Consider the following 13,680-nt stretch of genomic DNA (forward strand, 5'->3'; position numbering starts at 1 on the left):
GCAAGCGACAACCGAAGAAAGAGACCGAAATGACCCGTATCTATGCTCTGCTCGCCGCCGCAGTTTTGGCAACGCTCTTGATCGCGCTCTGGGTCATGGGGTTTGCCAAAGGCGCAAATGACGGCGACATCTTTGCCCAATGCCGCGGGTCGGCCACGGGGGCTACGATTGGTGGCGCGTTCGAGTTGGTGGACGAGAACGGCAAGACGGTCACCGACAAGGATGTGATCAACCAGCCGAGCCTTTTGTATTTCGGTTATACTTTCTGCCCCGATGTTTGCCCGCTGGACAATGCCCGCAACGCCGAAGCGATCGAGATTCTCGAAGAGCGCGGCAAGATCGTCCAGCCGGTGTTCATCTCCATCGACCCCAAACGCGACACGCCCGAGGTGCTGCGCGATTTTACCGACAATCTGCATCCGCGCATGTATGGGCTAACCGGCAGTCCCGAGCAGGTCGCCGCCGCCAGCCGCGCCTATCGCACCTATTTCAAGGCGCATGAACCCGAAGAGGGCGACGAGGAGTTCTACCTCGTGGATCATTCGACCCAAAGCTATCTGGTGCTGCCCGAGTATGGGTTTGTCGAGTTTTTCAAACGCGGCGATACCCCCGAGGCCATGGCTGACCGTATCCAATGCTTTGTTGACGCTGCAAAATAAGCCCTATGTCTAATGGCAACGGCGTTTGACGCTTTGCCCAACGCCATATAGAATCGACTGAATATTTGCGCGTAGGGAGAGCAGGATGGCGGAAGATCTGGCGGATATCGGCGAGGACAAGACGCTATTGCTTCTTGATGATGACGAGCCGTTTTTGCGCCGTCTGGCCAAAGCGATGGAAAAGCGCGGTTTCGAAGTGGAAACGGCGCTGTCTGTCGCTGCCGGCAAGGCCATCGCAACCGCCCGCCCGCCCGCCTATGCGGTGTGCGACCTGCGGCTCGGCGACGGAAACGGCCTCGATGTGGTGGAGGTGCTGCGCAACAAGCGCCCCGATTGCCGTGTCGTGGTTTTGACCGGCTACGGCGCGATTGCCACGGCGGTGGCGGCGGTCAAAATCGGCGCGACGGATTACCTGTCCAAACCGGCGGATGCGACGGATATCACCAATGCGCTGTTGGCGCGCGGCGACGAATTGCCCCCGCCCCCCGAAAACCCGATGAGCGCGGATCGCGTGCGCTGGGAGCATATCCAGCGGGTTTACGAGCTATGTGATCGAAACGTGTCGGAGACCGCGCGCCGCCTCAATATGCACCGCCGCACGCTGCAACGTATCTTGGCCAAACGCTCCCCGCGCTGACGGGCGCGATTGCAATTCGCGCGGCGAAACAGGCTCTGTTCCGCCGCGTTTCGCGTCTTTATGCGGGTTTGCGATGGCGCTCGGCATAGGCGATGTAATCATCGAAGCAAGCCGGATTGGCCATTGAATCGCGGTTCACCACCTTCGCCGGATCGCCGCCCAAGAGCAGCTTTTTCACCGGCACTTCCAGCTTTTTGCCCGAGATCGTGCGCGGCACTTCGGCCATGACCACGATGTCATCGGGCACAAACCGCGCCGAAACATGCTCGCGCACAGCGGCTTTGATCTTCGCCTCCAAAGCCTCGGTCATCGCGGCGCCCTCGGCCAGAACGATGAACAGCGGCATGAAGCTCTCTTTGCCCAGATACTCCAAATCCACCACCAGCGAATCCATGATCTCGGGCAGGGCCTCGACCGCGCGATAAATCTCGGAGGAGCCAAGCCGTAGCCCGCGCCGGTTGATCGTCGCATCCGAGCGGCCATAGATGATCGAACCGCCCTCAGGTGTGATCTCGATCCAATCCCCATGCCGCCACACATTCGGATAGGTGTCGAAATAGCTCTCATGCAGACGGCTGCCGTCCTCGTCGCCCCAAAAATAAAGCGGCATCGAGGGCAGCGGCACGGTGCAGACCAATTCGCCCACCTCGCCGATCACCTCGTTTCCGGCCTCGTCAAAGGCGCGCACACCGTTGCCCAAAACCCGCGCTTGCATCTCTCCGGCGCGCACCGGCAATTCGGGATGGCCCGCCACAAAGGCCCCCGCAAGGTCCGTTCCGCCCGAGATCGGCGCGAGCCAGACGTCGGATTTCACATCGTTGTAAATCCATTCATAGGCCTCCGCCGACAGGGGTGATCCGGTCGATCCGATCGAGCGCAGCGCACTCAGGTCCACCGCCTCGCGCGGCGTGATCCCCGCCTTTTGACAGCCCATGAAATAGGCGGCGCCTGCGCCAAGGAACGTCAGCTTTTCATCCGCCGCAATGCGCCAAAGCTCCAACAGATCGGGATGGTTCGGCGCGCCGTCATGGCTGACGACAGACCCGCCAACCGCAAGCGCGGTCCACTGCGAATTCCACATCACCCAGCCCGAAGACGTCAGCCAGCAAAACCGGTCATCCGGCCCCAAATCCATATGAAGGCTTTGCGCGAGGCCGACGACCAAAACCCCGCCATGCGAATGGACGATGGGTTTGGGATTGCCGGTCGTGCCCGAAGAATACACCACCCAGATCGGGTGCGAAAACGGCACCGGATCGATCACCAGAGGCGTTTTGCGCCGGATCAGGTTCTGAAAATCCACGGCCCCTTCGGGCACTTCCGCGACCACGGGCACGCAAACCTGTGCGATGAGGCTGGGCAATTCGGAAGCGATCTGCGCGATAACATCGCGGCGGTCATGGGTTTTTCCGGCGTGGACATAGCCATCTTGCGCGATCAGCACCTTTGGCTCGATCTGGCGGAACCGGTCCGAAATCGCCGCATGCCCCATATCGGGCGAGCAAAGCGACCAAATCGCGCCAACACTTATCGTGGCCAGAAAGCTGACCAAGGCGGGCGGCGTATTGGGTAAGATCGCAACCACGCGGTCGCCCATGCCGACGCCCATTTCGCGCAGATGCGCCGCGAGCGACGCAACCTGCGCGGCAAGCTCGCCCCACGAAAGCTCCTTGCGACCGAAAGTTTCCGAATAGCTGGTCAGGGCAGGTTTGTCGGGGTGGGTTTGGGCGTGACGCAAAACCTGCTGCGCGTAATTGAGCGTCGCTCCGGTAAACCATTCCGCCCCTTCCATTTTGCGCTCGGCAAGGATCGTCTGCCATGGCGTATCGAACTGCAGATCAAAGAACTCGATGATCGCGGGCCAGAAGGTATCGATATCATCGACGCTCCATTCCCAAAGCGCAGTGTGGTCGGCAAAGTTCAGGCCGCGCGTTCGGGCCAAAAACCGCGTGAATTGCGCCATGGTGGAGGCCTGCGCGCGCTCTGCGCTGGGCGTCCAAAGGATCGGGCGTTCGGGGGATGGCGTGCTCATTCGGTCAGGGCTCCGTGCACAATGGCCTTCATTTCGGCGCGGCTGGGATAGCTGCTTGACGGGGTGAGTTGGGTGAAGAACACCGCCGTGAGGTCAAGCACCGGATCGACCCAAAAGAAGGTCGAAGCCATGCCGCCCCAACTGAAATCGCCCACGCTGCTCGGCACGCCCACACGGCCGGGGTCCAAAACGACAGAGCCGCCAAGCCCGAAGCCCGTGCCGCGCATCGGCTGCTCGGCAAAACTGCTTGGCCCCATGGAGGCGATGTCACCCTCCAGATGGTTGCGCATCATGAATTTGAGCGTGTTCGGCGACAACAATCGCGTCTTGCCCGCCACGCCGCCGCGCCGGATCATTTCGACAAATTTCATGTAATCGTCGAGCGTGCTGACCAAGCCGCCACCGCCCGAATACAGCGTCGGCTCAAGGAAGATGGAGCTTTCGGGCCGCTCGACACAGCGCAGGGTCTCGCCGCCTTCCTTGGCAGAATTGAGGTCCATCGGGTTGCCTGCCAAAGGCGTGTAGAGCGCGGCAAAACGCTCGCGGCAGCTTTGCGGGACGTGAAAATCGGTTTCGGTCATGCCGAGGGGTTCGAATATCTCTTCGCGGAAAAATGTCCGCAGGTCTTTGCCCGAAACCACCTCGACGATCCGCCCCAGCACGTCGATTGAGACCGAATATTCCCACCGCGCGCCGGGTTTGAAGGCCAAGGGCAGGGTGGCCAGACGTTTGGTGGTTTCCTCCAGAACCGCATCATCGGCGCGGAAAATGATCCCCTGTGCATCCATCTCGCGCGGCAAAATGCCAGGATTGAACGGATAGCTCAGCCCGCTGGTATGGGTCAAAAGCTGTTGCAGGTTCGGCGTGGCGCAGGGTTCGGTATCGTCGATCGAGGTGGCATCGGGTTTGAGCGCGCGCATCTGCGAGAATTCGGGCAGGAAGTTGGAGATCGGCGCGTCGAGGTGAAAAAGACCGCGCTCTGCCAGCATCATGATCGCTACCGATGTGATCGGTTTGGTCATCGAATAGATGCGCACCGCTGTATCGCGCTCGAAGGGCAATCCCTTTTCGATGTCGCGCATCCCGCAAGTGTTGTGATAAACCTCTTCGCCATGCCGGTGCAGCAGAACCGATGATCCGGGGTATTTGCGCTCGTCTACATAGCGCTGCATCCAATCGCCAAGGCGCGCCAATCGGGCGGCGTCAAAACCGTGTGTCGTCGTCATCTCTCTCTCCCTGTTTGTGTGCAGCATGTTGCAGCACAGTCAGCGAGGCAAGAGCCAAGCGCAGCGATTTGGCGGGCAAAGCGCGCGGAAACTACGGCATTGCGCGGATCAAAGCGGCGTGGCGGGCGACGAAATCCTGCCGCGTCTCGACCGGCGGGCGCAGGCGGATCGAAAGGCCATCGGTCATTGCCGGATCGGGAGCGCCGAAGATTTTGTCGGCCTCTGCGCGCGAGAATCCCGCGATTTCGACGGCTTCCATCCAAGCGGAGATGCGGTCGGCTTTCTTGATCTGTTTCTTGACCGCCGCCGGTATCGCCGCAGGCAGGCCAAAGCGGATATGGATGGCCGCAGCGAGCCGGTCGTCAAGCGCACCATAGCCCGCGCCAACGGCGGCTTTGACCGGCGAAATCATATCCCCGATCACATATTCGGGCGCGTCATGTAAAAGCGCGGCCAATTGCCATTTCACCGGCGCGCTGGGCACCATGCGACGGAACAGGATTTCGACAAGCAAGGAATGCTCGGCCACGGAATAGGCAAAATCGCCGTGGGTCTGACCGTTCCAACGGGCGACAAAGGCCAGCCCGTGAGCGATGTCTTCGATCTCGATGTCCATTGGGGTCGGGTCGAGCAGGTCGAGCCGACGTCCCGAAAGCATCCGTTGCCATGCGCGTGGTTGTTTCATGATCTCTAGAAACCGCAAATCCGCGCATAAGAAAAGGGGCGACCCGAAGATCGCCCCTCAAAACTATCAATCGCGGGAAGTCTTACGACTTGCGGCGACGCAGTGCGGCAAAGCCGCCAAAGCCGACAAGCAGCAAGGGCAGGGTCGCCGGAAGCGGCACGGCCGACATTTCAACCGAGAGGTCAAATGCGCCCAAACCGTCTTCGTCCGGAATTTCACCTGTCAGCGCCAAAGCCAGTTCGGTGGTCAGGATGTCACCGAAGAAAATGGTGATGACGTCAATCACGCCGCTGGTGGCGGAAGTGGTGTAGAAGCCGGTGTGAACGATTTGCAGCCCGTCAGAGACCGAACCGTAGATACCGCCGGCCGAAATGAACGACAAGGCGCCCATCACATCCGCGACCGAAACGTTGCCGATGCTGAATGTATCGGTCACGCTGAGCGGACCGCTGGCATCGTCGGGGTAGAGGGTCAGGCTAAAGGTCAGCGCGTAGAATTTGTCGACCGAAGGATCGGTGACGTAATACGCAGCCGCGCCCGAACCCGAGAGGGTCAGGGCAGGGATATCGGCATCATAGGCGAAAGCACCGGACATGGTGAAATCGGCATCGACGGTCGAAGCCGTCGCGGCGCCGGGCGCAACGACGCTCAGAGCGCCGAGGGCAAGTCCGAGCCCGAGGGCGTAGGACTTAAGGTTGGAAATTATCGACATCAAATGTCTCCTAGGTATTTGGCAGCGCAGAGCGCGACGATCTTGTGATCTACATCCATTTGGCACACACGGGGCCTACAACTCAAATAAAACAGGGCAAAATCGTGTCATTGACTTCGCGTCATCGTCAATCTTTTGCCGTATTTCCTATTGTTTCCCAAATCGCGGTTAACAACCGGTTAAGTTAACCAAACGTCACCAAAACGCCGCGAGTCAGATGATTCGTTTGGGCGAAATCGCGCCCACATGCATGGGCGCCCGCAGCCCCAATGCGCCATCCATTTGCCGATTAACGCGATCTTTAGCTGCCCGCGTAGATAACTGCGCCGAACACGCGCGGATTGATTTGTGAAAACGCGCCGAGTTTGTTAGGGCCTCGCGTGACACATCTGGAGAAACCGCTCGTGACCAAAGATTATATTGTTAAGGATATCAACCTCGCCGCCTATGGCCGCAAAGAGCTTGATATCGCCGAAACCGAAATGCCGGGCCTGATGGCCTTGCGCGCCGAATATGGCGAGAGCCAGCCGCTCAAAGGGTCGCGCATCGTCGGCTCGCTGCACATGACCATTCAAACCGCTGTTTTGATTGAAACATTGGTCGCGCTGGGCGCCGACGTGCGCTGGGCATCGTGCAACATCTTCTCGACGCAGGACCATGCCGCAGCCGCGATTGCCGCGGGCGGCACACCGGTTTTCGCCATCAAGGGCCAGACATTGGTCGAGCACTGGGATTACCTCGACCGCTCGTTCCAATTCCCCGAGGGTGCGAACCTGATCCTCGATGATGGCGGCGATGCGACACTTTATGTTTTGCTCGGCGCGCGCGTCGAGGCGGGCGAGACGGATTTGATCGAAGTGCCCACCTCGGAAGAGGAAGAGGCGATTTTCGCGCAGATCAAGAAACGCATGGCACAAAGCCCCGGTTGGTTCACGAAAACCCGCGAAGCCATCAAAGGCGTGTCGGAAGAAACCACCACCGGCGTGCACCGCCTCTATGATCTTCATAAGAAAGGCCAATTGCCTTTTCCTGCGATCAACGTGAACGACTCTGTCACCAAGTCGAAATTCGACAATAAATATGGCTGCAAAGAAAGCCTCGTGGACGGGATCCGCCGCGCCACAGATACGATGATGGCCGGTAAGGTCGCCGTGGTTTGCGGTTATGGCGATGTGGGCAAAGGCTCTGCCGCGTCGCTCAGCGGCGCAGGCGCCCGTGTCAAAGTCACCGAAGTTGACCCGATCTGCGCGCTGCAAGCCGCGATGGACGGGTTCGAGGTTGTGTTGCTCGAAGATGCGGTCGAGAGCGCCGATATCTTCATCACCACCACCGGCAACAAAGACGTGATCCGCATCGAGCATATGCGCGCGATGAAGGACATGGCGATTGTCGGCAACATCGGCCACTTCGACAATGAAATTCAGGTGGCCAGCCTGAAGAACCACAAATGGACCAACATCAAAGAGCAAGTGGATATGATCGAAATGCCTTCCGGCAATCGCATCATCCTGCTCTCCGAGGGGCGCCTTTTGAACCTTGGCAATGCCACGGGTCACCCGTCTTTCGTGATGTCCGCGTCCTTCACCAATCAGGTTCTGGCGCAGATGGAGCTTTGGATGCGCGGCGAGAATTACGACAACCAAGTCTATATCCTGCCCAAGCATCTCGACGAGAAGGTCGCACGTCTGCACCTTGACCGGATCGGCGTGAAGCTCAGCAAACTGGACGCAGAACAGGCGGCCTATATCGGTGTTACGCCCGAAGGCCCCTTTAAACCCGAGCATTATCGTTACTAAATACGTCTTATGGACGAAGACGGTCACACCCCTAACCGCCCGAGCCCGTCTCGGGCGGTTTTATATTTGCGCAAGCTGATGCGGGCGGCTTTGGCGCTCGGCCGCGTGACGGTCACGCTGGCGCTTTTTGGCGGGCTGGTCTGGGGCGGATATCTTGCGCTTTACCATCCTGACACGCCGCTGCGCGATGAATGGAACCCGGTCAAACCTCTGCGCATTGCAGATCCCGTTACGCCCATCACAAAATGGAAGCTATCGCGCGCTCTGAGCGATCCGGCGCTGTGCCAATCGGTGCTCGATGCCTCCTCGGTATCCGCCAGCGCCATGAGCGATCTGCAGGCTTCCGAGGTTTGCCATATTCGCGGGCGGGTGCGGCTGGCCTCGGTCGGGGCGGCGAAGCTGAAGCCGCTTGAAACCCGCTGCCCGATCGCCCTACGCCTCGCCATGTGGGAGCGTCACGCATTGCAGCCCGCCGCGACGGCCCATCTTGGCACCGAGCTGACCGGCATACGGCATTATTCGAGCTACAATTGCCGCGCCATCCGCACCCCCTCGGGCGAGACCTCGCGCATGAGCACCCACGCCAGCGCGGATGCAATCGATATTTCCGGTTTTGATTTTGCCAATGGAAAGCGATTAAGCCTCAAGGCCGATTGGAATGGCGCCGCGCCGGACGCCGCGTTTTTGCGTGCCGCGCAGCAAGGGGCCTGTCTTTGGTTCAACACCGTGCTCGGACCGGAATATAACGCCCTGCATGCCGATCATTTTCACATGCAAAATACCGGATGGAACAGTTGCGGCTAGGCCGCATTCGGCCCAAGCGGCCAAAAATCCTTTTGTCTTGGCAAAATTAGCCGCTAGGCTTGCTGCGAACGTTCCAAAAGGAGCGTGGTGGAGTAATGGCAAAACAGCCGAAAGGTGGGAGAAGACCATGGGAAAACGTGACGACCTAATTGCGAAATACGCGGATGATTTGAAAAACAAATGCGGGATGACGCCCGATATGGGCCTTTTGACCAAGGTCACAATCGGCTGCGGCCCGTCGATCTATAATGCGGACGCCTCGACCGTCGCGGGCAGCGACAAATCCGAGCTGGAAACCGTCAAAGACAATTTCCTCGTCAAAAAGCTGGGCCTCAAGGACGGCCCCGAATTGATGGATGCCATCGATAGTGTCATCGAGACATATGGCAAATCCGAGCGCAACAAATATCGCGCCGTTGTCTATTACATGCTGACCAAACATTTCGGCAAAGAAGCCGTCTACGGCTAAGCCATTGCGATACAAAAGAAACGCCCGCTTCCTTAAGCGGGCGTTTTTTTATTGCGGTGCATTTTGCCTACTTGCGCCTTTGTGGCGAGGCCGAAATGAGGTATAAAAAGTTGTTCCGCGTCAGGATGGCCGGACCCGAAATTCTAATTCACGTGTGGTGTGTAGGGAGCACGTGGGGTGGCGAAGGGTCTTGGCATTGGCTGGGACCCTTCGTGTTTTTTGAGCGCCGTTGTAGGCGGACCTGCGGTTTGAACCTGCCGGTTCCTACATCGCGCCGAGCACCGCGCCGATTACTGCGCAGCCAAGGCAGGCATAGCCGCCATCAATCAAAGCCAATGCAGGTTTACGCATCCCGTAGGCGTAGCACATCGCTAGCCATGGCGTGATAAAGAACGCGCCGATCCCGATCCCCGCAACAAATCCCGCGCCTGCGCCGTCGATGCCGGCCATGGCAAACATATGGCGCATCATTCCCGCCACAAGGATCATCGCCGCCCCGCTATAGATAAACGGCACAAATGATCCGCCCTTGGGCTTTCCGGCCTCGTCTGTCTCGATCTGCGCTGCGGCCATCCACGGCTTCGACAGGCTCATATACCATACGGCTCCTGTCGCAAATCCGGCCAGCGCCGCCAGTAAGACTGCTATCATCTCGCGATCCTCCCCTTGGTTGCCTCAGGCTAGCGCGCCGCACATAGATCTGGCCAGTGTTTTCGGCAGGCCCGCGCCTCTCATACCTTTGTCGCATATCGCGGGTCCGCACGGCGCGCCAATCTGCGCCCTATGAGGGAGGCCATTTCTGTTCTTTTTGCGCTGCTGGTGTTGCTGGCTGCGCCGCTCCGCGCCGAGGTTTTCGACCGCGCCGCGATAGAACCCTTTGTCGTGCCGCCCTATTCCTTGGGCGAATTGGTCAATGACAAGGGCGTCTATCAGTTGCTCAATTCCGGCGGCGCCGAGGCCGGATTTGTCTTTCAAACCGAACCGCTTGCGCCGTTGCCTGGATTTTCCGGAGCGCCGATCAACCTGTTGGTCATTCTCGATGCCGAGGCCAAATTCATCGATGTGCGCCTGCTCGATCACAACGAGCCGATCTTTGTCTCTGGCCTCGGCCAAGCGCCGTTTCACAAATTCGTCGAACAATATCGCGGCCATTCGATCAGCACGCCTTTGGTGGTCGGCACCCCTTATGGCGCGGCCGATGCGGGCGGCGCTTTGGTCTATCTCGACGGGGTGACAAAAGCCACGGCTAGCGTGCGCATCGCCCATGAAAGCATCCTCGCCGCCGCCCTCGGCGTCGCGCGCGAAAAGATGCAAGGCGTGAACACCGGCCCGCCGTCCTATCCCGACCCCGCGGTCACCGAGACGCTGACATGGGCCGACCTGCTCGATCAGGGTCTCGTGGGCCGTCTGACGGTCAGCAACGCCGAGGTCGAGGCGTTGTTCAAAGGCACGCTTTGGGAGGGCGACGATCCGCTGGCTCTGGACGATCCGAGCGGCATATATCTTGACCTTTATGCCATTGATCTGGGCCCGCAATCGATCGCCAGTGCAGTGCTTGCGCCCGATACATTGGCCGAACTTGCGGCCTTTCGCGCCGTGACGCCCGATGCCGCGCCGGTGCTCTTGCTGGATGCAGGGCGGCACGGGTTGGTGTCGGACAATTTCGTGCGTAACACCGCGCCCGACCGTATTTCGGCGGTCCAAGACGGGTTTCCCGTGGCCCTTCGCGATGCGGATCTGTTCATCACCTTGAACGACGATCTGCCGAGCGAGCTTTCGGACGCGGCCGCGATTATCTTGCGCTCGGATCGCCGTCTTGGCTTCGATCCCTCGCGGCCTTGGATCTTGACCCTGCAGGCCCCGCGCGCCCACGGGATTTTCCAACCCGAGATCGGCACAAAGGACCTGTCGGTCGAGCTTAAAACCGATGAGCGGTTCTACAAACAAGACCTCGCCCCGCGCCCCGTGCCGCCGTGGGTCGAAGCCCTCCGCGGGCGCAGCACGGATCTGGTGGTTCTGGCCGTGGGCCTGACCGCGCTGGGCATCGTGATGGGTTTTGCGATGCGCCAACTGGCGGCGCACCCGCGGTTCGGCGCGATCCGCCTTGGGGTGCTGGCGGTGATGCTTGGGTTTGTCGGCTGGCACGGGCAGGGGCAATTGAGCATCGTCACCGTTCTGGCGACATTGCGCACGCTGTGGGAGGGGGGCAATTTCGCCTATCTTCTCTATGACCCTTTCTCCTTGATGATCTGGGCCGTGGTGATTGTCAGCTTTGTGCTTTGGGGCAGGGGGTTCTTTTGCGGCTGGCTGTGCCCCTTTGGCGCGCTGCAAGAATTCGCCGACCGTCTTGGCCGCCTGCTCCGGCTGCCCAAAATTGAGCCGTCTGCCAAATGGGACGCGCGGCTTAAATCGGTCAAATATCTGGTGCTCTTGGGGATGATTGCCGCCGTGTTCTACAACCCTGCCAGCGTCGATAAAGTGGCCGAGATCGAGCCGTTCAAAACCGCCATCACCGTCTATTTCGTGCGCGAGTGGTATTACGTCGCCTATGCGGCGTTCTGGCTTGTGCTCGGCATGGTCACCTTCAAAGGCTTTTGCCGCTATGTCTGCCCCTTGGGCGCGGTCATGGCGATTGGCGGTTTGCTGCGCAGGCGCAAATGGATCGACCGGCGCGCCGAATGCGGATCGCCCTGCCAGTTGTGCAAGGTGAAATGCAAATACGGATCGATCAAGCAAAACGGCGCCATCGATTATTCGGAATGTTTTCAATGCCTCGATTGCGTGACGATCCACGACGATCCGGCGCAATGCGTGCCGCTGATCCTCAAGGCGCGCAAAGCCAAGCGGGAGATCGCCGCATGAGCCTCACGCGCCGCCGATTTCTGTCGATCACCGCCGCCGGTGCGATTGCCGGATCTGCCGCGACCGCGCGCAGCGTGCCCGCCCGTTGGCAAGGCACAGCTTTGGGCGCCGAGGCGCAGGTCACGCTTTACGGGATGGAGACCGAGGCTCTGCGCGCGGTGCCGCATCTTTTGGCCCAGATCGAGCAGCAGTTCAGCCTTTATGACCAAAAATCGACCCTATCCTTGCTTAATCGCGCAAAGTCCCTACGCCAGCCGCCACGGTATTTTGCCGATCTTCTGACGCTGTGCGGCGAGATGCATGGCGCGACGGGCGGGCGGTTCGACCCCACGGTGCAGCCGCTTTGGCACGCCTTGGCGCGGGGGCAGGATATCGCCGCAGCGCGCGCCAGTATCGGTTTCGACCGCGTGCAAGTCACGCCCGATCATATCGCGATCGGCGCGGAGCAGGCCTTGACCCTCAACGGGATTGCCCAAGGCTTTGCCACTGATCTGGTCACCGCGTATTTGCGCGATCTCGGTGCGCGCGAAGTTTTGGTCAATATTGGCGAGTATCGCGCGCTTGGCGGCCCGTTCCGCTTGGGCCTGTCGGATCCGGCGCTCGATCTGCATGGCTGGCAAAGCCTGACCGGCACGGCCTTGGCCACATCCAGCCCCGCGGCGCTGCGCCTTGGGCCGGACCAAGGCCATGTCCTTGATCCGCTTGGCCTTGCACCTGCGCTTTGGTCGTCAGTGACGGTGGAGGCCGAGACTGCGGCCGTTGCCGACGCGCTCTCGACCGCGATGTGCCATATGGACGGGGCGCAGATCGACGCCGTTCTCGCACGGCGCGCCGATGCGGTGCGGGTGATATTGGTCAGCTTTGAGGGCGAAGTGGGCCAGCGGCGGGTTTGACCCTAGCGCTCGGGCGCCTGCCATGTCGCGCCGTATTTGGCGTAGATTGCGGCGATCCGCCCGTCGTCTAGCGCGGCAAAAATCGCATCATCCACCGCATATCCCAAGGCGCGGTAGCGAAAATTCACCGCCGTGCCCAACGTCCATTTGCCCACAGAAAACCCTGGCAAGGGCGGCTGATGGACTTTGATACCGGCGGCGGCACCCGCCTCAAGCTGCGTGCGCGGGCCCATCACGGCTTTGACCTCTCCGGCGGCCAAGGCTGCCATCGCATCTTGGGTCGCCGGATAGCGGCGCATGTTGCCCGAAAGCTGCCCGCCGGGGAAAGCGGTGAGATAAAAATCCGAGATCGAGTCGTTTTCGACGCCGACCGTATCAAAGCGGAAATAGGCCGGAACCGGCGCTTCGCCATCGGGATAGGCCGCCTCGGAATAGGCAATCGCAATGCCTTCGGTCGCATATTGTCCGGTAAACACCACCTGTTCGACGCGGCAGGCAAAGCTGCTGTCATAGGGGATATGCATCATGACATTGGCAACGCGCCCGCCGGTGACCGGCCCCTTCCACACCCAATTGCGCAGGTCGGCCTCAAGGTTCTCGCCCGCCGCGACCAGCCTGAATTTCGGCTCGACCCCCAAGGCATCGGCGATCAAGGCGCCGATCTCGACGTCGATCCCCACGGGCTTGCCGCCCTCCAGATAGGAATAGGGCGGGAAATCCTCGAACAATGCGATGTCGATCCAGCCGCGTTCGGTGATTTGGTCGAGGTCTTGCCCAACGATATCGCGGCTGGCGTTTTGCGGTTTGGGCTGCGGGACGTAATCCTCACAACGCGCAAAAGCCTGCCCCGAAAGGCAGGCTAAGGCGACAAGCCCGAAGGCGGTGTTGCGCAAGACATTTCGCAT

General features: G+C 60.2%; 13 protein-coding genes. 7 read left to right on the forward strand and 6 right to left on the reverse strand.

Going from position 1 to position 13,680, the window contains the following annotated elements:
• The first annotated feature begins 29 nt into the window (after positions 1-29).
• Together ABWV64_RS08475 and ABWV64_RS08480 are read left to right on the forward strand one after the other, a co-directional pair.
• Positions 30-659, forward strand: coding sequence for an SCO family protein (locus ABWV64_RS08475; protein WP_353344020.1), 630 nt, complete (start codon positions 30-32; stop codon positions 657-659).
• A gap of 85 nt (positions 660-744) precedes the next feature.
• On the forward strand, positions 745-1,296 hold the full coding sequence (locus ABWV64_RS08480) for an ActR/PrrA/RegA family redox response regulator transcription factor (RefSeq protein WP_353344022.1): 552 nt from the start codon (positions 745-747) through the stop codon (positions 1,294-1,296).
• Positions 1,297-1,354: 58 nt separating this feature from the next.
• Here ABWV64_RS08480 and ABWV64_RS08485 read toward each other — a convergent pair whose 3' ends face one another.
• The 4 genes from ABWV64_RS08485 to ABWV64_RS08500 all read right to left on the reverse strand — a co-directional run bounded on the left by ABWV64_RS08485 (position 1,355) and on the right by ABWV64_RS08500 (position 5,951).
• Positions 1,355-3,328 carry an acetoacetate--CoA ligase gene (locus ABWV64_RS08485; protein WP_353344024.1) on the reverse strand — a complete coding sequence of 658 codons (1,974 nt, stop codon included), beginning with the start codon at positions 3,326-3,328 and terminating at the stop codon, positions 1,355-1,357.
• Positions 3,325-4,554 carry a serine hydrolase domain-containing protein gene (locus ABWV64_RS08490; protein ID WP_353344026.1) on the reverse strand — a complete coding sequence of 410 codons (1,230 nt, stop codon included), beginning with the start codon at positions 4,552-4,554 and terminating at the stop codon, positions 3,325-3,327. The genes ABWV64_RS08485 and ABWV64_RS08490 overlap by 4 nt, the downstream gene beginning before the upstream one ends.
• 91 nt (positions 4,555-4,645) lie before the next feature.
• Positions 4,646-5,239 (reverse strand): HD domain-containing protein, encoded by a 594-nt coding sequence (locus ABWV64_RS08495; RefSeq protein WP_353344028.1) that lies wholly within the window; start codon positions 5,237-5,239, stop codon positions 4,646-4,648.
• Between the two features lie 82 nt (positions 5,240-5,321).
• On the reverse strand, positions 5,322-5,951 hold the full coding sequence (locus ABWV64_RS08500; protein ID WP_353344030.1) for a VPLPA-CTERM sorting domain-containing protein: 630 nt from the start codon (positions 5,949-5,951) through the stop codon (positions 5,322-5,324).
• 404 nt (positions 5,952-6,355) lie between these two features.
• Here ABWV64_RS08500 and ahcY point away from each other — a divergent pair, with 404 nt between their 5' ends.
• The 3 genes from ahcY to ABWV64_RS08515 all read left to right on the forward strand — a co-directional run bounded on the left by ahcY (position 6,356) and on the right by ABWV64_RS08515 (position 9,020).
• Positions 6,356-7,747: an adenosylhomocysteinase gene (gene ahcY / locus ABWV64_RS08505; protein WP_353344032.1), complete on the forward strand. Its 1,392-nt coding sequence runs from the start codon at positions 6,356-6,358 to the stop codon at positions 7,745-7,747.
• 66 nt (positions 7,748-7,813) lie between these two features.
• Complete coding sequence (locus tag ABWV64_RS08510) at positions 7,814-8,551, forward strand: extensin-like domain-containing protein (protein WP_353344034.1); 738 nt, start codon at positions 7,814-7,816, stop codon at positions 8,549-8,551.
• A 127-nt stretch (positions 8,552-8,678) separates the two neighbouring features.
• Positions 8,679-9,020, forward strand: a complete 342-nt coding sequence (locus ABWV64_RS08515; RefSeq protein WP_353344036.1) for a DUF2853 family protein — start codon at positions 8,679-8,681, stop codon at positions 9,018-9,020.
• A gap of 264 nt (positions 9,021-9,284) precedes the next feature.
• Here ABWV64_RS08515 and ABWV64_RS08520 read toward each other — a convergent pair whose 3' ends face one another.
• Positions 9,285-9,671 (reverse strand): DUF1761 domain-containing protein, encoded by a 387-nt coding sequence (locus ABWV64_RS08520; protein ID WP_353344038.1) that lies wholly within the window; start codon positions 9,669-9,671, stop codon positions 9,285-9,287.
• A 132-nt stretch (positions 9,672-9,803) separates the two neighbouring features.
• Between ABWV64_RS08520 and ABWV64_RS08525 the strand changes: the two genes are divergently transcribed.
• Together ABWV64_RS08525 and ABWV64_RS08530 are read left to right on the forward strand one after the other, a co-directional pair.
• Positions 9,804-11,882: a 4Fe-4S binding protein gene (locus ABWV64_RS08525; RefSeq protein ID WP_353344040.1), complete on the forward strand. Its 2,079-nt coding sequence runs from the start codon at positions 9,804-9,806 to the stop codon at positions 11,880-11,882.
• Complete coding sequence (locus tag ABWV64_RS08530) at positions 11,879-12,775, forward strand: FAD:protein FMN transferase (protein ID WP_353344042.1); 897 nt, start codon at positions 11,879-11,881, stop codon at positions 12,773-12,775. Before ABWV64_RS08525 ends, ABWV64_RS08530 begins: the two co-directional genes overlap by 4 nt.
• A gap of 2 nt (positions 12,776-12,777) precedes the next feature.
• Here ABWV64_RS08530 and ABWV64_RS08535 read toward each other — a convergent pair whose 3' ends face one another.
• Entirely contained in the window at positions 12,778-13,680 is a 903-nt protein-coding gene (locus ABWV64_RS08535) for a transporter substrate-binding domain-containing protein (RefSeq protein ID WP_353344044.1), read from the reverse strand.

The organism is Litorivita sp. NS0012-18 (assembly GCF_040371945.1).
Classification (GTDB): Bacteria; Pseudomonadota; Alphaproteobacteria; order Rhodobacterales; family Rhodobacteraceae; genus Litorivita.